The sequence below is a fragment of the Paenibacillus sp. FSL H3-0302 genome, assembly GCF_037982245.1.
Taxonomy (GTDB): Bacteria; Bacillota; Bacilli; order Paenibacillales; family Paenibacillaceae; genus Paenibacillus_AQ; species Paenibacillus_AQ odorifer.
Map to the genome: position 1 here is coordinate 2,242,089 of NZ_CP150284.1, position 19,199 is coordinate 2,261,287.

Below are 19,199 nucleotides of genomic sequence, written 5' to 3' on the forward strand. Positions count from 1 at the left end.
AATCATTCTGGGAGGTTGTCCTAATGAAGCGAAGGCCTATTTATGTTGTTCTTATTCTGTTTATTGTATTAGTTTCATGGTTGCTGCTGAATCACCGGGAAAATAACAGCGCCTCAGAGAAGCAAGTGCAGGAAGTGCTGCCTACGAGTACTGTTGATACTAACACAACAATGGCTAACGTTACTGTAAATAACAGAGAAACTCCGGTGCAGTACTTGGATCCCGCATATAAAGTTACAGTGAAACACGATATTTTGTATGCAAGTAAGAAAAACGAGACGGATGCTGAAGAACCGCTGAAGCTCGATTTGTACCAGCCCATTGGAGATGAAACCAAGCAGAGGCCAGTATTTATTTTTATTCATGGCGGAGGTTATACCGGAGGGGATAAGTCTGATGCAGCAGATTTTTCCGAAGGCCTGGCGAAACGGGGGTATGCTGTTCTCACTATTGATTATAGGCTAAAAAAAGATCCGTTTTTCAATTTTACTCGCACACTTAATGATGCGAATGAGGATATAAATGATGTGATCAAATGGATTAATCAGCATGCGGAGACTTATGGATTGAACAAGGAACGTATAGTTATTGGCGGAGATTCAGCAGGAGGTCATCTGGCCATGAACTTTGTGAATCTATCCTTAGCAAAAGATCCCTCCCTGGTTAAGTCTGTATTTTCCATTATAGATATTTATGGTGGTGAACTGACAAGAAGTGCTGACAGCAAGCTGCCGCCTGTCCTAATTATTCATGGAACGATAGATAAAATGGTGCCGTACCAGCATAGTGTTGAGCTAGCCGCTCAATTGAAAGAGAAAGGTATTTACCATAATCTGCTCACGATGGAGGGAGTCGGACATGATTATAAAAATGAAAAATACATCGATGAAATTATGGAGACAACAGCACATTTTCTGTGGAATGTCATGAACAGTTCGGACCTTGCGAGTCTTCCGGAAAATTCGGGGATCACGGTTGCTTCTGGTTCTGCTTTTGATATTAAGCTGCCTGAAGCTTATCGCAGCGCATCGAAGGAGCCGCTTAATATCGATTTGCCAGAGGGATGGCTGCTTAGTGGAGAAGACGAAGGTTCGCTGCGGATACAGGTTCCGGAAAGCTTGGTGCGCGGAAACGATTCGCTGTTCGTCTCTCGGGGTGCAGATCCTACAGTGGCATCAAGCTTCACTATGAATATCAACGTAATCGATCCGCTGGCAGTGTATTACGAGACTTTTTATGAGGAGTCTACTAAGGAGATAAAAACCTACATGGATGTTACTAATCAGTCTACAAGCAATTTCAGCGGTTCAGTGGAAGCTGATTATGAGACGGGACGATCTACCCGAGGTACTTATGCTTTGACTGTGGAAAATCTGGAGCCGGGTAAGAGCGTTCGTCTTGAGATTCCTGAGCTGGCAAGAGGCCAGCGGTCGCTTAAAGTTTTTAATGATATAGGTACCTTATTGCAATCGACAGTTGATTCTTTTAACGTGCTTCTGTTGCCGAAACTCAGTCCGCCTGTCCAAATCGATGGCAACTTGTCGGACTGGGGGAATCAAGCTCCCTTTGATGTGAAGGATGTCAAAATCATGGGCTGGCAAGGAGAGCAGGATCTCAGCGCCAAGGGTTCCTTAGCATGGGATGCCGACAATCTTTACCTTGGGGTAGAAGTTATCGATGATTATCATGCACAGTCAGCATCAGGAGATGCCATCTGGAGTGGGGACAGCATCCAGATTGGAATTGGCATTGCCAACGGGGATGGAACGGTGCCTTCTGAGTACCATGAACTCGGTGTGGCTCGCGGAGATACGGGCGAATTACTCAAATGGTGCTGGTTGGCACCAAAGGGGTTTAATTTGGGTGATGTTATAGAATTACAGTATGCCGTGGAACGTAAAGATTCAAAAACCAGCTACGAACTAGCCATTCCCTGGCGTGAACTAAAATCCGACGATGTACAGGTGAAGCCAGGAATGAAGCTGAAATTTTCGTTATTGGTCAATGACAATGATGGTGAGGGGCGTAAGGGCTGGGTGGAATATAACAGCGGCATTGGTTCGGCTAAGGATGTTGATGCTTTTGGTGATCTATTTGTGCATTGACATATTCTGCTGTTAACACTATGATATGAATGAAAAAATAATTATTCATTCACGGAGAGACGAAAAGTGGAAGACAAAAAAACAAAGATATACGAATGTGCGAAAGAGCTATTTAGCAATAAAGGCTTTAAAGACACGAATGTTTCTGGCATTACCACAATGGCTGGAATAGCTGTAGGAAGTTTTTACAACTATTATCCCTCTAAGGAAAAGCTTTTTATGGATATTTTTTTAGAGGAAAACGAAAAGCTCAAAAAAAGCTGTATGCAATCGCTCGATATGAGCCAAAGCCCATTAGCACTAATACGGCAGATGATGGTGCTTAATTTGGAAGGTATGATAGCCAACCCCATTCTTAAGGAATGGTATAACAAAAGTGTTTTCGCAAAAATCGAACAGTTGTACCGGGAAGAAACCAACATTCAGGTAAACGACTTCTTGTATGATAGCTTCCATGAAATCATTAAGCAGTGGCAAGCCGATGGTAAAATGCGCAGCGATATGGATAGTAAAATGATTATGATGATCTTCGGCGCAATGATTAATGTGGAAACCCACAAGGAAGAAATCGGGCTGGAGTATTTTCCACAACTTTTGGACAATATGCTGGAACTAATTATGAAGGGTTTGACAGACTGCCCCTAATACACTTATGGTGCAGTTTTTTTTTAGTGAAATGAATGAATTATTAAATATTCATTCAAATTTTAAAGCAAAAGGAAGGAGGCAAGCAGGTGAGTAAGAGAAGAGGAAAAAAGCGAAAATTCAATAAATGGATTATTGTTCTCAGCATTCTATGCGGGATTACAGTCATAGGTTGGATAGGTGGTATTCTCTTATCTGCTCCGGGAAGGCATGAAGTTCAGCAGCTTACTATCCACGCCATAGATATACAGAAACTGCGGGAAGGCAGCTATGTGGGGGAATACATTGGCATCAAAGATCATTCCAGAGATACCATGGTGAAGGCCACAATATCTGCTGGACGGCTGTCAGATATCAAAATACTCAAAGGTGCCTTGGACAAAACAGGGAACCCTGCTGAACTGAAGGGTGGGCTAAGCATTGGTGATTTGTTTGGTCATGTGATTGAATCGCAGTCTCTTCAGGTGGACGTTATCAGCGGGGCAACGCTTACCTCTAAAACACATCTTAAGGCACTCGAAAATGCCCTACTGCAGGCGGAGACGAAATAATTCATTTTAAGGAGAATTTATATGAACATTGCAGTCATTTCGTATTCATTCACAGGTAATAATGAAGCATTAGCAAGGAGTGTGGCGAAAGCGTTGTCGGCTGAATATATCCGAATCTCGGAAGCTAAACCCCGAACACTCGGTAGGATTACCTTTGATATGATTTTTGACAGGATACCGTTGGTTCAACCGAAGCCTGAGCAAATAGGAAAATATGATATTATCCTATTTTTTGGACCGGTTTGGATGGGGAAAGTGGCCACACCGCTCCGTGCCTATTTAGAGTACTTGAAGAAAAATCCGCAAAAGTATGGTTACCTTTCAATCAATGGTGGAGCTGACGGTCCAAATCCGAAGGTGCCAGGGGAGCTTAGAAAAAGAACTGGAGCAGACCCTGTTGTATTCATCGAGCAGCATATCGCAGATCTGATATCAGCAGATCACAAGCCTGCACGTAAAGATACCTCAGCTTATAAGTTAAATGAGGGCGATATTAATCAATTAACTGGAAAAATAGTGAAGAAAGTAAGGGATATGATCTAGCTTTTAAGCTCCAGCGAGACGAACAGAGAAACGGCAAAGCTGCCGTTTTTTTTGTTTTCTCTGCAATCTGGTAGAAATTGTTCTATTATAAAGTGTTCCTTCAATTCGCTAGATGGTATGATAGGTATGGGAGGGAATTATAAAATGAACAATGAGACGACTAATGAAAATGAAATAACAAATGAGAATGAGGAAGTAAATGATAATACAGAAATGTCTGAAGAGGATATGGCGCAGCTGCTAAAGGCTGTTCACCATAACGGCCTTGTAGCATTGAGAGTACACTTTAAAGATGTTGAAGGACAAGTATTGAACATGGAAGCCTACGGCCCTGTTTTTGTTTTTCACGTGAAAACTGAATTAGATCAGGTGTATTCTTGCGGATTTTTTCTGCGCGAGTTAATTGCAAGATTCCAGTCGGGTAAGGATCCGGCAGCATGGATGGCCTCATTCTTCGTTGAGCTGATGAAAATTGAGGGAGGCAAAACACTTCCAAAACCACCAGCAAGTGAAGAAGAAGCAAAAGGGATCATTGATAATGTGTTAGTTCCGCTTTGTATTGAGGAAATTACCCAAGAATTTGCTCCAGAAAAAGTGCATGTCGGGCTAGCTTGGAACGAGAAATTGGGACCAGTCTTCGAGGCTGGATTTCCAGCGATCACCGATGGGAATAACGTATGCGCATTCCCGCTTCATCTGTTGCTGACTCATTTGCAATTGAACCGGGATCCATCCGAACTGCTTGTTCAAGGCATGTATAACATCCGCAAAGAACATGGATTGGAGTAAAACAGGCTCTGAGTCCTGACCATCCATAACCCAAAGAAACGGCAGAAATGCCGTTTCTTTTTCTTTTGACATTCAAAGAGTAGATCCTTGCTTGATGAATTCATTCATATCTACTTTGAGCTGATAGCTTTAAGCTGATAACCTGCTGCTTGAAGGTTTCGTTCACATCATCTACGGACTGTATAGCGCTTATCTTTGCTTTTTAGCTCCATTTACCGAACTCGCGGACCGTATAGCCCTTATTGTCTGTTTATTGCCTATAAAAGTAGGAGGATTAGCCAAATAGTTGCATCTCAGTCCGTTAACACAAGAATTCTCTTGAAAATGAACCAATAACGTCTCCTCGGTCCGATAGGCCTTGGTGTTGCTGGTTTATATAAAGAAACTGTCAATACTTTTCAGATAGTTTAGGATAAAATTTCATTTAAGGAATACGTTTGCGGACCAAGCTATATGTACAGTACCACTATACTTTTTTAGAAAAATAAACGAAGGCGTGGTAACAAGATGAAATATCTAGTTTCAATACTACTAATTGCTGCAGTGATAGCATCTGGTTGTTCCAATTCCACTCCAATTCCTCATCCAACCTCTAATCAGGAAACTTCTCCTTCTCCTGATCCTTCAGATAACCGCAGAGGAGATACTGTGTTCCTCAACAAAAATATAGGTTGGAAAGCAGTCTATCATTTTCAAGGAATGTCACGTGAAGATATGGAGCTTTATACAACTAGTGATGGGGGAGAGACTTGGAAGGAGATTGGGGATAGCTTACAAGCAGGAAGTACTTTTCCTAGCGGAGTGAAATCGGGAATTACTTTTGTTAACGAAAAAGAAGGCTGGATTACAACGAATGCTCCATGGGAGGGAAAGGTTGGTTTATATAAAACAATGGATGGTGGAGTTACATGGAGTGAACAGACTGTCACAGTGCCGGATGAGTTAGTAAACTCGCAAATCTATGCTTATCCTCCCCTCTTTCTTACGAAGGATCAAGGAATCTTAATTACTCGGCCCGCTGAAAATGAACATACATTGTTATATATAACGATAGACGGGGGACAACATTGGAAATCATTCCTTGACGATCAAGAGGACCAGTATGTTGGTATCGCATGGACGCTCTCAGAGAGTATGGCGACGGTAAAAGACGCAGAGAAAACCTGGACATTAAGCATGCAGAACTATGGAAAATGGTCCCTTTAATCGAAATGTTGGCATATTGCGTTTAGAAAAGACGTACACATCAAATGAAGCGAGGCGTTAACCTGACTCTGGCTGTTATAGCTGTTTATGGGATAACGTTTTGTTTTATCCATTATTCGAAACCGGTTTCAAATGTGCGAGCGCGCCGCGCAATGAAATCAGTAGGAGGAAAAGACGATGTTACGAAAAGGAAAAATGTTAAGTCTATTTCTGCTGTTCACCCTCTTAATTGCTTGGGTACCTACAGGGAGTTCAAGCGCGGCATCAAGCTGGAATCTGGCATGGAGCGATGAATTTGATGGGAATTCTCTGAACACTAATAATTGGTCGGCGGAAATAGGTACGGGTAGCGGGGGGTGGGGAAACAATGAGCTTCAGTATTATACCAGTCGTCCGCAGAACCTGCAGGTAACGGGTGGGAATTTAGTGATTACTGCACAAAAGGAGTCGTACGGGGGGATGAATTATACCTCTGCACGGATCAAAACACAGGGACTCAAAAGCTTCACCTACGGAAAAATCGAAGCTAGAATCAAATTGCCTTCAGGACAGGGACTCTGGCCAGCATTTTGGATGCTTGGGGCGAATATTGATTCAGTGGGTTGGCCGAAATCTGGGGAAACGGACATTATGGAGCGTGTGAACAATAATGCTTTTGTTAATGGAACGGTACATTGGGATGCCAACGGTCATGCCGAGTACGGTCAGGTGTCTGGTAACCTCGATTTCTCACAGTACCATGTGTACAGCGTGGAATGGGATGCGAATTATATAAGATGGTTTGTAGACGGCAACCCATTTAATGCTTTTTATATTGAGAACGGAACCGGAAATACGGAGGAGTTCCAGAAACCTTTCTTCATCCTGCTAAACCTTGCCGTGGGTGGAAATTGGCCGGGAAGTCCAAATGCTTCAACTGCTTTCCCAGCTCAAATGCTGGTTGATTACGTACGTGTGTATCAGGCTGCGCCTACCTCAAGCATCGTTAGTGGTGGGATTTACACTTTAGCTGACAAGGCTAGTGGCAAGGTTCTGGACGTAGTGGATGTATCCACAGCAAGCGGGGCGAAAATGCAGCAATGGACCAATTACACTGCCAATAATCAGAAATTTAAAGTGGAGAGTACAGGCGACGGTTATTACAAGCTTACGGCAGTGCATAGTGGAAAAGTGTTGGATGTGCCGAACTCATCAACCGCGAGCGGTATACAGCTGCAGCAATGGGATGACAATGGTACCAACGCTCAGCGATGGAGCATTATTGATGTTGGAGGGGGCTATTATAAGCTTATTTCAAAAGTGAGCGGATTAGCCATGGATGTATCCGGAGCATCAACAGCCGATGGTGCAGCAGTTCAGCAGTGGACGGATAACGGGAGTGATGCTCAGAAATGGTTTTTTACAAAAGTGAACTAAAGAAATGCCGCCCCATATCAAATGGGGCTTTTTCTAATCGGTCTAATCGGTCTAATTTGTTTTAAATCGGCTAAAAGAATAGGGGTTAAGTTCAACTGAACAATTTTTATTTTCTGCTTGTTTCTTTTTCGGGTGAGGTGTGGTTTTAAAGGGCTGCTTTTCCGTTTTCTTCGTCTGATTTTGGCTCTGGTGATTCTCCAAGGGGTTAGCTTTAGGAATTGCTGATATAGGGATGAACCTGCGGAATCTTTATTCCAGCATTTATCATCTCCGGCAAAATGGATGATTTTGTTAGTGAAATCATGGTCCGGAATGTTTGTGTTGAACGAATTAAAACGGATATCAAGGGGGAGGTAATTCCCACCAAAAACTGCATTCAGAACATCCTGATCTGGCATGGTGACATCAGGAAAGGTACGTAGGAAGGTTAGCATTTCTTCGTACCAGTTGGTATTCTGGCGGATATTATGCAAAGAAAATAAAATCACTCCGGAATTAAAATAAAGATCAGGATTTAATCCCTTAGCGCTCACAATATGAGCAACCTCTCTAATTCCCTGGTCCCAAATTGCGGCCAAATACTTGTCATTCAGTTCAACCTGCCATAATTCAGTAATGTCCATATTCACTAATACATCGCAGTCCAGATAGATGATTTTGTCCACGGGTATTAGTGCAGGAAGAAGCAATCGATACATACATGCCTGCGTCCATACATTAATGGAGTTAACATTGGCTAGCACCTGAGTTAGATCATCGGGCATAGTGATTGAATAAAAGCTAAGGGTATGATTATGTTTTGTAGTTAATGCGCTAAGCCTGCGCTTATTAGTTTCACTTAAAGAAACATCATGTAAAATATGAATATGAATTGGGGAACTCGTATGATGAAAAATTGACGCTAGAACGACTCCGGCATGTTCAGCATATTTCCCATCCTTATCTTGAAAAGCCAAGGCGATATCGATCATTTGATTTATCCTCTCTTCACGTTTGTGTACGAATGTACCACAGTATACGTTCGCCTTGATCAGAGGACAGAGACATTAAACCCAGAATATTCACCCAATTTCATGTGAACACCAAAAAACCAAGTGCTGAATCTCAGCAACTTGGTCGGCTAAGGACTTCAATCTTTATTTTCGCAGCTTAATTTGATCTACGTGATGATTGTTGTCCTTATGCATTATAAGATCGGCACGATTTCGGGTGGGCAGAATATTTTGCTGCAAATTAACGTAGTTTATTTCTTTCCAGATCCGCTTTGAGATTTCAATAGATTCCTCTAGAGACAGCTGTGCATATTTTTTGAAATAAGATTGTTCATCTTGGAAGGCAGTATCTCTGAGTTTAATAAACCGATCAATGTACCATGTCTCGATATCGTTCACATCGGCATCCACATAAATAGAAAAATCAAAGAAATCAGATACAAAATAGTTAGGCATATTATGATTATTTGTAATCGCAGTCTGAAGAACATTTAAGCCCTCAACAATTAGAATATCCGGATTCTCAATCGTAATATATTCATCTGGCACAATATCATAAGTTAAGTGAGAGTATACAGGGCTTTGGACCCGCGGCACCCCAGACTTCACATCCGTTAAAAAAGAAATTAAACTACGTGTGTCGTAGCTTTCAGGAAAGCCCTTTTTCGTCATTATACCGCGCTTTTCCAGCTCTGCGTTGGGATGTAGAAACCCATCAGTCGTAACTAAATCCACTTTTGGATGGGAAGGTAATTGTGAGAGGAGTTTTTGTAGGAGTCTGGCCGTAGTGCTTTTACCAACAGCGACACTTCCCGCGATACCTATGATAAATGGACCTTTTTTTAGATCATTGTTTAGAAAGTGATTTATAGACTCATTAAATTTATGAGCAGATAGAAGTTGCAGATTTAGTAAATTGGACAGAGGAAGATAGACTTCGTTAACATCCTCGCTGGAGATTTTTTCATTAATACTTTGGACTTCCATAAGTTCTTCTTCTGATAATTGGATAGCGGTGAAATCGCTTAGTTTTTTCCAATCCTCACGTAAATAAAGTGTATATGCTGAATTATTCACCATTAAATTTTCCACATCCCTGAAGTTTTTAGAGATTTCTTATGCACTTAGGTATTATAACCGTTCATACAGCTTCATTCCATTCATTGTAATCGACATTATTATGGACATTAAGGAGATTGCATTTCAGTAAATGGGAAAATCAATTAAAATATAGAATATTAGGAAAAATGGGGTGGGGCAATGGGAGTTTTTCGAAAAGTTGAATTATTGAAGGATTACACACGCAAGGAAACGTTCCAAGATGAGTCAGAGGGAAGGAAAATAGTTATAAGTATTTATTATCCGGATACAGAGGGTTTATTAAATAAAACCGCATCTGCAATGAAATATATGGAGCTTTTCGGGCCCTGTGAACAACAGGCGAGAGAGCTTCTACAAGATATTGGTATGAACATGGAAATCATAAATACATTATCTACCTCAATCAGCGATCGGACCTTTCAAAGCAAATCTAAACGCTCCTATCCAGTCATCATCTACTCACCTGCATTAGGTTTAGATAGAGATATGTATATTTATAATATAGAAGCGCTGGCCAAGCAAGGTTTCATAGTGGTAACGGTCAGTGCTGCGTACGAAGCTATGTTTACTGTTTGCCCTAGTGGAGAATTTATTAATCAATCCGAAGCCATGAGGCAAATAAAAGCTGCGGATTATACCGATTTACATAACTTAATTTCCATTCGAAAAAAAGATATTCAATACGTTCTGGATCACCTGTCCACGCTTAATTCTATGGATAAAGATGTGAAGGGCTTATTTGATATGAATAAGATTGGTATTATCGGCCATTCCATCGGCGGTGCTACTGCATTAGATTTAACTATGGAAGACGATAGAATTAAAGCTGCTATTTTATTAGATGCAAGCATGCACTTATATATTGAGAATGAAGAGAAGAACAATACTGTGCCGCTTCTTGTATTAAGGCAAAAGGCCTCCACCTTAGAATCCTTAAGTAATATATTACAGGAGGAACTGGCAAATGATTTCATCAAAGGACAAGAGGCGCTTTTTCAGAATTGGAACGGATATAAATCTTTTCTGAAAATACGAAAGGCTACACATATGTCATTTAGCGATCTGCCCCTTTATGAGGAAGGAGAGACTTTAAAACAAAGAACCTGTGAAATTCATACTTGCCTAAATGAGCTTATAAGTAAGTTCCTTTTGGAGCATCTTTTAGATCAGGGGCAAGGTTATTCGGCATTAATTAGTAGGGTTCATAAAGATTTTTGTGAGATCCATGGTAGTGGAGAAGAAATTCTGTGAATTAGCAATAAACTCTCCTTTGTTTATACCGATAAACATATATAAGGGAGGGAATTATGAATGCATTCTGCTCAGTCTAATGAGAAAATATGTAATCATATTGAAAAATACATAGGTGTTATTGATAATGTTTTTAAAGAAATTATTTCAGGTGTTCTGTCGATAGATATTCTAATTCTTGATCCGACGCCTGAGCGGAACTTCTATACTTTAATTACCTCTGGAATGAGCGAATTACCGATGACGGTGCCAGAAGGTGCAGAAGAATATCAATATGCTGAACTAATGATTTGTCTCCCTCCTACCTGGAAGCTGTCGGATGAGGCTTTTAAGGATGAACGGAATTATTGGCCGATTCGAGCCCTGAAAACAATGGCTAGGTTTCCGCATGAATATAATACATGGCTTTATATGGGGCATACGCTTGTGAACGGTAATCCCGCCCAGCCTTATAGTGAGGATACAGGATTTCAAGGGATGTTCGTTTGGGTTCCAGATGTAAAAGATAAAGCCGGTTTCTTTAATTTAGAAATGAGCCATGAGAAAGTGGTGCACTTTTATACGTTAATTCCGCTCTATGGGGAGGAGTTAGATTATAAAATCAAGCATAGCGAGGAAGAGTTACTACACAAGTTAAATAAGATTGGGGTTACGGATGTTTTGGATCCTTCCCGTAAAAATAGTTGTAAGAAGTTATGGGGACTCTTTTAAATACAAGAAAAAACGGCTGAGAGCCGTTTTTTTATTTTTTGATTCCAAAAGCAATCCAGCGACCATCCACATCTTCAATCACAAATTCCTTGTTATTATAATCGGTGTTTGATAAAGAACGAACAATATGAACACCGGCGGCTTCGAACTCCTTCTCCAACTCTTCTTGCTGCTTCGTAATAAAATAGGCATCGTATCCATAACCGTACAACTCTCGATTGGGAATGACCTTTTGTCCATGGGATTGCGTAAGGATAATCTCTGTATCGTCACGATACAAACAAAGATGTGGTTCTTGTGTATCTAAATAGGGCACAGCTTTAAAACCTAAGTACTGGCTGTAGAAGGCAGCGGTTTGCTCAATATTCAACGTAGGGAAAATACTATGTGATTGTAAGAGCTTTTTGTCCACGAGTGAGGTCATCCTTTCAAAGAAAAAATATATATCCATATATTACCTTAAGATAGAAGTTCCAACAATACACGGAGTTTCCATTTAGCAGAAGATTATTCACGGTTGACATCATCGCTATTCTATAATAATATACATGCATGAGCATGCATTTATAAATATTTTATATAAGATGAACTTAGAAACTCATGTTCACTGGAAGCATTGATCATACTATACTTAGTTTTTTATAAAGAGGAGAGATATCATGAAGGACTTATTCACCCCGTATGAATTGAAGGATTTGAAGCTGAAGAACCGCGTGGTTATGCCTCCAATGTGTCAGTATTCAGTGTCTAACAAAGACGGAATTGCTACGGATTGGCATTATAATCATTACGTAAGCCGCGCTGTTGGCGGAACTGGATTAATTATTATTGAAATGACGGACGTGGAGCCTGATGGCCGGATTACTGATTTTGATCTTGGTATTTGGTCTGATGAGCAAATTCCTGCACTGGCTAGAATCGTTGAAGCTTGTCATTCTTATGGCGCTAAAGTAGGTATTCAAATTGCACACGCCGGACGTAAAGCAGAAGATGCAGCAGTTCCTGTATCCTCCTCTAACGTTCCTTTTGATGCTGACTCCAAAACACCACGTGCCTTAACAACTGAAGAAGTGAAAGCTATGGTTGAGAAATTCCGGTTGGGCGTGAAGCGGGCGATACAAGCGGGATTTGATGTTATCGAGCTTCATGGAGCGCATGGTTACCTTATTCATCAGTTCCATTCCCCTCTAACCAATCAAAGAACAGATGAATATGGCAAGGATTTAACACTGTTTGGTACAGAAGTCATTCGCGCAGCAAAAAGTGAAATGCCGGAAGGAATGCCATTGATTATGCGCATCTCCGCTCAAGAATATGTTGAGGGCGGGTACGGTATCAAAGAAAGCTTGGAATTTAGTAAAGCTTACAAAGAAGCAGGCGCAGATATTTTCCATATCAGTGCAGGTGGTGAAGGTCCTATCGCAGCTGCCGGGAAACCAGGGACGCATGCAGCTTATCAGGTTCCTTTGGCCAGAGAAATCAAATATGGCTTGAATGTTCCGGTTATTGCGGTTGGCAGATTGGATGAGCCTGTACTTGCTAATGCCGTGATTGGGAATGAGGAAGCTGATCTTGTTGCCGTGGGCCGGGGCATGTTGAGAAATCCATACTGGACGCTGGAAGCAGGGGTCGAGCTTCAGAAAGATGCGGGTATTCCCAGACAATATTCTTTCGGGTTTCCAAGAATTAATGGATAAAGATTAATTTAAATGGTGTGAAGTCTAAACAAAATAATTGTAAAGTGTGGAGGGGCCGGCTTCTTGGAGAAACGGTCTCTCTTCTTTTTTAAAATAAAATAAAGTATAAGTATCGAACCTATACTTTATGTATGGTTGTGGATTGTAGTACTATTATATAGAAGGAAAAAATCATGAAAAGCCATACACCCGGGAGATGAATAATAAAATGGGCGACATTCTTAACAATGAACTTATAACGAGTTGGTTGACGTTAACGCATATACAAATGAATGTGACGAATGAATTGGAAGCTAATCTACAAGCCAAACATGGCTTATCCTTAAAAGAATTTTATTTGCTGTTATTTTTGTCGGAAGCGCCGGAGAAGAAACTGAAATTGCAGAAACTCGAAGCTATGGTGGGTTTAAGCCAGAGTGCAGTTTCCCGACTGGTTAGTCGGTTTGAGGCCAAAGGCTGTGGCGCTTTAGAAAGAAAAGCGTGTGATGCTGATCGCAGAAGTATCTATACTGCCTTGACTGCCATTGGCGAAGACAAGCTCCTCCGTGCACAAGATACCTTTCAAGAGACCCTGCTTGCAGCTTTTCCAGAAAAAGATGTGAAAGAGCTTTTGGATCAAATGCTTCGCATGAAGCAACAGTCATGAATTCACAATAAAACCTCTGTTTTGGTAAATGGATCGAATCTCCATTTCCCATACAGAGGTTTTTTAGTGTGGGGCGCTATTTACATCCTACCTGTTCATTCCACTGTTGCTGGGAAAGCCGGTAATAATTATAGTCTTCATGTTCAATTGTAATCTCATCAAGAAGCTCGAAACCACATTTTTGAATGACTCTATTAGATGGGATATTGTGTTTCAGAGCAATGGCGTTTAATACATCGGTAGAGCTATTATCAAACAAATACTTAATTAATCCCTTGGCAGCTTGAGTAGTGTAGCCTTTACCGCGATGATCCTTGGATATGGCATACATAATCTCTCTGTTGGGAACGGGCAATTCATCCTTAATTCCTGTACAACACCAACCAATGAACTCACCGGACTCTTTTAAAATAATGCCTAAACGAAGACGAAGCTCTCCGATATCTCCGCCCGCTGAGATCGCTTGAAGAAACTGCTGGTTCTCTTTTATTTCATAGTTTATTAACCAGTCCAACCGTTGTTCTTTAGGAACATTCCAATCCGGCAAGAATTCAATAATTTCAGGCTGTAGAGTAAGTGCATGAAACTCCTCTAAATCCTCCACGCTATACTCCCGCAGAAAAATATCTTTACAATCAATCGTAAATAAATCACTAGAATTGGCCTTATCATTCGCAACCTCGCTCAACTTGTACCACTCCTTTATTAACTAACAGATATTTTACCATGAAACAAATGATTGATTTGGTAATATTTGATTATAAAAATTGTTTTCTTTTATTTCACATAAATATTAATTGGTTAATATATTAATTGACTATAAAATATGTTATTATGTTTCGTATAAACGGCAATGAACTAATTTGGTTAGGTTTTTAAGATTTCTACTATAAAGATAACAGGTGATCTTCTATGAAAAATGACAACGGTAACAAATTTATTAATGGTAGTCTAATTGCGCATTATAAGTTTGATAATCCAGAGGATGTAGGTCAAGATTTCTCGGGGAACGGCAATGATGGAACCGCTTCAGGTACGAAGCTGCCGGCTATTAAATCCGTAGCAGGTAGACAAGCTGTTGCGCTTGCTGGGGGAGAACATGGCACATCCTATATTTCATTACCTAACGATCTGCTTAAAGAGGTCAGTGACCATACAGGAATTACGATTTCGACCTGGATGTATGTAAGCAAAGCTTCAAGCTTATGGGAAAGAATTTTTGATTTTGGTAAAGGTGAAACAGGACCTTATCTTTTTGTAACCCGCAATTTACGGGGCACTTGTTTTGCAGGGGAAGACTTAATTGCAGATCCAGGGAAATCCTTTGCGACTGATGAATGGGTACACGTTTCCTTTGCAGTTACAGGCACAAAAGGTGGAACACTAAGCAGTGCAGGTCCTGTGATGTATGTAAATGGTGAAGTAGTTGCGGATGGAATGATCAGCCAAACCTCGAGTGGCACATATGCTAAGCTGCGCACATGGTTTGCTACTTTTGAAGACCAACTGAATTATAGCAATAATACAATCGGGAAATCCCAGTACGCGGCAGATGTTGATTTTGGCGGCTATATTTCGGACTTCCGTGTATATAAAGCAGGCTTAACTCAAGATGAAGTGATTGAAATTATGTGCGAATCTTTGACGGATGAAGATATCGTTAAGCTTGCAAAAGATAAATACTTAACCTTCCCAAGCTCGATTATTACCAAAGATATCGAATTGCCAGCTTCGCTGATGGGCGAGAAAGTTGACGTATCTTGGGTATCCAGCGATACCAAAGTCATTTCTAATGAAGGCGTTGTGAATAAAGGAGTTCAATCTGCTCAAGGCGTAACACTTACAGCACATTTGAAAAAGGGAGCTAGTACAGTAGAAAAGTGCTTCACTGTGTCTGTGCTTCCGGAAGATTTGCCACCTTACACCTTAACGATTGACGGCAATCAGGAGATTTTGGATGTTAGCCAAATTCTATATGGTTTATTCTATGAGGACATTAACAATGCAGCAGACGGTGGGATCTATGCAGAGCTAGTGCAGAATCGCTCCTTCGAATCTTTTGCTTTTGACAGCTATTCGCATGTATGTGGTGTACATGGTGCTTCCACTGGAAGAAATTATACACCTCTTCACGCATGGTCTGGGGATACAGACCAAATGACTGTCCATAATACAGGCGGATTAAACGATTTCTTCGGCATCGATGATAAAGATATGAATGCGCATTATGTGACGGTAGCGGATGGCGCGACGATTAATAATAGAGGTTTTGCCGATTCCAATCAGCACTGCTCGATGTTTATTCAGGAAGATGCCAAGTACAACTTCACGATTTGGGCGAAGGCAGAAGCAGCGGGCACAATTACCTTGCAATTGCTCGACAAAGACGGTAAAGCCATCAGCGATACTGCAGTTGTTGAAGTAAACGGTGACGGCAGCTGGAAGAAGTATGGTGTCGATTCAAAGCTTGTATTAACAGGATCTGAAACTGTGCTTGGTCAGCTGGCTTTAACCTTTAACGGTGAGATCTCCATTGATATGGTTTCCTTAATTCCTGATGACGTTTGGGGCGCTGGTGAAGAGGAACGTTCTGCTACAGCTCATGCTAACTATAAAGGAAATTCAAACTATAGATTGCGAAAAGACTTAGTGAATGCACTCGTTGATCTTCATCCTACCTTCCTGCGTTTCCCTGGGGGTTGTATTTCTGAAGGTTCTCACATTTGGGAGAACGTGTACGATTGGAAAGAGTCCGTCAACGATATCGAATTGCGCAAAGAGAACTATAACGTATGGGGCTACATGATGACCATGGGTCTTGGATATATGGAGTATTTCCAATTAGCCGAGGATTTGAACGCAACACCACTTCCGGTTATGGCCTGCGGCGTACTCTGTCAAGCTCGTTCGGATTATGCGAATCCAGCTGGCGGTGCGTTAAGAGATTATTATGTGAAGAACTTTACGGATCTGATTGATTTTGCGATTAGCATGGATTTTGACAATAATGAGTGGGCTGCATTGCGTAAAAAGATGGGCCATGAAGCAGCGTTTGATCTGCGTTATTTGGGTGTGGGGAATGAAAACTGGGGTACAGAGTTTTTCGCCAACTTCGAATATTTTAAAACAGTGATTGATGAGTATATGGTGAAGAACTATCCTGATCATGAATTGACTATTCTCTCTACCGTGGGTGCACAGGCAGATGATGATGCTTACCAGCAAGGTTGGAAATTCCTAAGCGGAAATTTACAGGGCTCGGAAAAAATCAGCTTTACGGATGGTACATCGAGCATCGAAGAGACTGTTACCTGGTACGAAAAACAAAAGAACTACATGGATACCATTGCGGATGAGCATTACTACCGTTCCAATGAATATTTGTTAGAGAATGCTGATCGTTACAACTACTATTACAGAGCCTATAAGGAAGACGGCAGCTTGGATGAGGCTGAAACTTCAAAGGTTTTTGTGGGTGAATATGCTTCCACAGATAAAAACACATTGGCAGGAGCTGTTGCTGAGGCGGCGATTATGTCCAGCTTCGAGAATAACTCTGATGTGATTAGATTGGCGGCAACGGCACCGTTGTTCAACAAGGTTCTGACAGATGGCACCTATAGATGGACACCGGATTGCATCTGGTTCGATGATGAAACCGTATGGTACACACCGAACTATTATGTTCAGCAGCTGTATGCTAAATACCTGGGAACCAAAGTGGTTGGCACCTCATTTTCGACTTATCGCAACGGGGAGAAGGTAGACCTCATTCCTCATGGAGGAATTGAAGTGGCTGCCGGGAAATCAGCTGTGATCGTGAAACGGGTGAAAGTGACTTCGAATGTAGATGGCAGTGTATGGTTGGATCAAGATTTCACGCAGCCGCTGGATGAAGCTTGGAAAGTGATTCCTGGCTCTGCCGGATATACGATGGATCCTTCCAAAGGTCTGGTATTGAAAGCGCAGAATGGCGGATTGAATGGATTGTATATCCTTAATGATGCGTGGACTAATTATAAAGTAGAGGTTGTAGCTGAAAAAGCTTCTGGCGAAGATGGCTTCTATGTAGGCGCAGGTCTGACAGAAATCTCACCGGAAAATAAAGATGTTATCGAATATGCAATTGGCTATAATGGCGATGCCACAGGAGTCAAGGTGTACAAGCAAGGGATTGAGGCTTATACTCTCGGCGATTATTCCTCTAGTACCGCTGCTGGTAACCTTAGAGCCAGTTGCTATGAAGAGCTTGCGGATCATACGGAATATACCATCACCGTTAATTATGGCGGAGCAGATGGCAAACATTTGATTTGCTCTTATACAGATGGCAAGGTAACAAGCAAAGTACTGGATTATAAGCTTGAGGCTTATAACAGAGAGGTATACAATTCCGTAACTAAAGATGATAAGCATCTCTATGTGAAGCTTGTAAATGCGGATGGTGTAGAAAAAGCAACGAAGCTTGATCTAAAAGGCTTAAAAGTAGCTGCTACGGGTAAACGGATTACCTTAACCGGAGACGCCTCGCTGGTTCACACACCTAATGTGAACAGAAAAAATGATGAGAAGGTTACACCAGTTGAAACGGAAATCGTAATTGATAAAGACACGGCAATTGTGAAGCTAGCTGCCAATTCCGTGAATGTGATTGTTCTGGATCTGATTTAATAGAGAATATGCTGTTCAACACGCGCCGATCTTTTTGTTCGGCGCGTGTTGTTGTTTAACAAGCCTCTAAATCGGTTGATGATTATATAGAGAGAACTGCCCACTTGCTTGATGAATCTCAGAATCTATCTTACACTGGTGAAAGTACAATCACCGACTGACCCTCCAGCCCGCGATCCTCCCAGATGTTTTATCCACAGTTGCCTTCATTACTCCAGAATACAGTGCATACCCTAGCCCCTAAAAAGGAGAACGATAAAATGATGAAATCATTCAAAACGGACTGGAAAGCAAATCTGAAAAATCCTCAAACGATTATGGCCTTGTTTACTTATCGTTATGGAAATTGGGTGTATTATCGAGTGAAGAATGGCATCGTGCGAAAACCTTTGTGGCTTTTGTATCGGATAATGGATGTGCTTTTTGTCCGTATTCTTGCGAATGGCGAGCTTCACGCTCAAGCTCAAATTGGTGACGCGCTTCATTTACCGCATGGTTTAAATGGGATTATCATTAGTCCTAAAGCGGTGCTTGGAAGCCATGCTACTATTTTTCATCAAGTGACTATTGGCGGGAGAAATAACTTAGGAGAGCCAGTGATTGGAGACAGAGCTTTTATTGGAGTAGGCTCCAAGATTCTTGGACCGGTTGTCATTGGTAACGATGTTAATATCGGGGCCATGTCTGTCGTGGTAAAGGATGTGCCGGATAACGCTTCGGCTGTAGGTATTCCTGCTAAAAATATATTGCGGAGTGAACCGAAACCAGAGAATACAAGATAAAGACGTTAGGTTCTAGTACATAGGGTACGCGTGCGCTTTATTTTAATATCTTACAGGGTATAATTAAAGCATCCAAGTAATCTTGTAATAACC

The 19,199-nt window shown here is 41.4% G+C and carries 17 protein-coding genes; 13 read left to right on the forward strand and 4 right to left on the reverse strand.

Going from position 1 to position 19,199, the window contains the following annotated elements; all coding sequences use genetic code 11:
* Positions 1-23 precede the first annotated feature (23 nt).
* From MHH50_RS09765 to MHH50_RS09795, 7 genes are all read left to right on the forward strand, one after another.
* On the forward strand, positions 24-2,105 hold the full coding sequence (locus MHH50_RS09765; protein ID WP_340034244.1) for a prolyl oligopeptidase family serine peptidase: 2,082 nt from the start codon (positions 24-26) through the stop codon (positions 2,103-2,105).
* 66 nt (positions 2,106-2,171) lie between these two features.
* Positions 2,172-2,750 (forward strand): TetR/AcrR family transcriptional regulator, encoded by a 579-nt coding sequence (locus tag MHH50_RS09770; protein ID WP_076124944.1) that lies wholly within the window; start codon positions 2,172-2,174, stop codon positions 2,748-2,750.
* Between the two features lie 89 nt (positions 2,751-2,839).
* Positions 2,840-3,301: an FMN-binding protein gene (locus tag MHH50_RS09775; RefSeq protein WP_076124946.1), complete on the forward strand. Its 462-nt coding sequence runs from the start codon at positions 2,840-2,842 to the stop codon at positions 3,299-3,301.
* 21 nt (positions 3,302-3,322) lie between these two features.
* Positions 3,323-3,844 carry a hypothetical protein gene (locus MHH50_RS09780; protein WP_076124948.1) on the forward strand — a complete coding sequence of 174 codons (522 nt, stop codon included), beginning with the start codon at positions 3,323-3,325 and terminating at the stop codon, positions 3,842-3,844.
* 144 nt (positions 3,845-3,988) lie between these two features.
* Positions 3,989-4,633 carry a hypothetical protein gene (locus MHH50_RS09785; protein ID WP_076107537.1) on the forward strand — a complete coding sequence of 215 codons (645 nt, stop codon included), beginning with the start codon at positions 3,989-3,991 and terminating at the stop codon, positions 4,631-4,633.
* Positions 4,634-5,140: 507 nt separating this feature from the next.
* On the forward strand, positions 5,141-5,839 hold the full coding sequence (locus MHH50_RS09790) for a hypothetical protein (RefSeq protein ID WP_076301287.1): 699 nt from the start codon (positions 5,141-5,143) through the stop codon (positions 5,837-5,839).
* A gap of 177 nt (positions 5,840-6,016) precedes the next feature.
* The gene (locus MHH50_RS09795) at positions 6,017-7,255 is read left to right on the forward strand and encodes an RICIN domain-containing protein (protein ID WP_076191206.1); all 1,239 of its coding nucleotides are present in this window, start codon (positions 6,017-6,019) and stop codon (positions 7,253-7,255) included.
* 17 nt (positions 7,256-7,272) lie between these two features.
* On the opposite strand, the gene MHH50_RS09800 is transcribed toward MHH50_RS09795, so the two are convergent.
* Positions 7,273-8,226, reverse strand: a complete 954-nt coding sequence (locus tag MHH50_RS09800) for a glycosyltransferase family 8 protein (RefSeq protein WP_076124952.1) — start codon at positions 8,224-8,226, stop codon at positions 7,273-7,275.
* Positions 8,227-8,391: 165 nt separating this feature from the next.
* Positions 8,392-9,327 carry a type I pantothenate kinase gene (coaA, locus tag MHH50_RS09805; RefSeq protein WP_076124954.1) on the reverse strand — a complete coding sequence of 312 codons (936 nt, stop codon included), beginning with the start codon at positions 9,325-9,327 and terminating at the stop codon, positions 8,392-8,394.
* A 180-nt stretch (positions 9,328-9,507) separates the two neighbouring features.
* Here coaA and MHH50_RS09810 point away from each other — a divergent pair, with 180 nt between their 5' ends.
* Both MHH50_RS09810 and MHH50_RS09815 read left to right on the forward strand, forming a co-directional pair.
* A complete protein-coding gene (locus MHH50_RS09810; RefSeq protein WP_340034245.1) occupies positions 9,508-10,599 on the forward strand; it encodes a hypothetical protein in 1,092 nt (363 codons plus the stop codon).
* Between the two features lie 60 nt (positions 10,600-10,659).
* Positions 10,660-11,310 carry a suppressor of fused domain protein gene (locus tag MHH50_RS09815; RefSeq protein WP_076124958.1) on the forward strand — a complete coding sequence of 217 codons (651 nt, stop codon included), beginning with the start codon at positions 10,660-10,662 and terminating at the stop codon, positions 11,308-11,310.
* 31 nt (positions 11,311-11,341) lie between these two features.
* On the opposite strand, the gene MHH50_RS09820 is transcribed toward MHH50_RS09815, so the two are convergent.
* Positions 11,342-11,722 carry a VOC family protein gene (locus tag MHH50_RS09820; protein ID WP_076098496.1) on the reverse strand — a complete coding sequence of 127 codons (381 nt, stop codon included), beginning with the start codon at positions 11,720-11,722 and terminating at the stop codon, positions 11,342-11,344.
* A 247-nt stretch (positions 11,723-11,969) separates the two neighbouring features.
* Between MHH50_RS09820 and MHH50_RS09825 the strand changes: the two genes are divergently transcribed.
* Entirely contained in the window at positions 11,970-13,007 is a 1,038-nt protein-coding gene (locus MHH50_RS09825) for an NADH:flavin oxidoreductase/NADH oxidase (protein WP_076124961.1), read from the forward strand.
* A gap of 208 nt (positions 13,008-13,215) precedes the next feature.
* On the forward strand, positions 13,216-13,653 hold the full coding sequence (locus tag MHH50_RS09830) for a helix-turn-helix domain-containing protein (RefSeq protein WP_081386204.1): 438 nt from the start codon (positions 13,216-13,218) through the stop codon (positions 13,651-13,653).
* Positions 13,654-13,729: 76 nt separating this feature from the next.
* Here MHH50_RS09830 and MHH50_RS09835 read toward each other — a convergent pair whose 3' ends face one another.
* Entirely contained in the window at positions 13,730-14,341 is a 612-nt protein-coding gene (locus MHH50_RS09835; protein WP_076278591.1) for a GNAT family N-acetyltransferase, read from the reverse strand.
* A 224-nt stretch (positions 14,342-14,565) separates the two neighbouring features.
* Between MHH50_RS09835 and MHH50_RS09840 the strand changes: the two genes are divergently transcribed.
* Together MHH50_RS09840 and MHH50_RS09845 are read left to right on the forward strand one after the other, a co-directional pair.
* On the forward strand, positions 14,566-18,324 hold the full coding sequence (locus MHH50_RS09840; RefSeq protein ID WP_340034246.1) for an alpha-L-arabinofuranosidase C-terminal domain-containing protein: 3,759 nt from the start codon (positions 14,566-14,568) through the stop codon (positions 18,322-18,324).
* Between the two features lie 260 nt (positions 18,325-18,584).
* The gene (locus tag MHH50_RS09845) at positions 18,585-19,106 is read left to right on the forward strand and encodes a serine acetyltransferase (protein ID WP_036679239.1); all 522 of its coding nucleotides are present in this window, start codon (positions 18,585-18,587) and stop codon (positions 19,104-19,106) included.
* Positions 19,107-19,199 lie beyond the last annotated feature (93 nt).

Coding starts and splice junctions, on each gene's coding strand:
- MHH50_RS09765 (WP_340034244.1), top strand. CDS start 24: ATGAAGCGAAGGCCTATTTATGTTGTTCTTATTCTGTTTATTGTATTA.
- MHH50_RS09780 (WP_076124948.1), top strand. CDS start 3,323: ATGAACATTGCAGTCATTTCGTATTCATTCACAGGTAATAATGAAGCA.
- MHH50_RS09785 (WP_076107537.1), top strand. CDS start 3,989: ATGAACAATGAGACGACTAATGAAAATGAAATAACAAATGAGAATGAG.
- MHH50_RS09790 (WP_076301287.1), top strand. CDS start 5,141: ATGAAATATCTAGTTTCAATACTACTAATTGCTGCAGTGATAGCATCT.
- MHH50_RS09795 (WP_076191206.1), top strand. CDS start 6,017: ATGTTACGAAAAGGAAAAATGTTAAGTCTATTTCTGCTGTTCACCCTC.
- MHH50_RS09800 (WP_076124952.1), bottom strand. CDS start 8,226: ATGATCGATATCGCCTTGGCTTTTCAAGATAAGGATGGGAAATATGCT.
- coaA (WP_076124954.1), bottom strand. CDS start 9,327: ATGGTGAATAATTCAGCATATACACTTTATTTACGTGAGGATTGGAAA.
- MHH50_RS09810 (WP_340034245.1), top strand. CDS start 9,508: ATGGGAGTTTTTCGAAAAGTTGAATTATTGAAGGATTACACACGCAAG.
- MHH50_RS09815 (WP_076124958.1), top strand. CDS start 10,660: ATGCATTCTGCTCAGTCTAATGAGAAAATATGTAATCATATTGAAAAA.
- MHH50_RS09825 (WP_076124961.1), top strand. CDS start 11,970: ATGAAGGACTTATTCACCCCGTATGAATTGAAGGATTTGAAGCTGAAG.
- MHH50_RS09830 (WP_081386204.1), top strand. CDS start 13,216: ATGGGCGACATTCTTAACAATGAACTTATAACGAGTTGGTTGACGTTA.
- MHH50_RS09840 (WP_340034246.1), top strand. CDS start 14,566: ATGAAAAATGACAACGGTAACAAATTTATTAATGGTAGTCTAATTGCG.
- MHH50_RS09845 (WP_036679239.1), top strand. CDS start 18,585: ATGATGAAATCATTCAAAACGGACTGGAAAGCAAATCTGAAAAATCCT.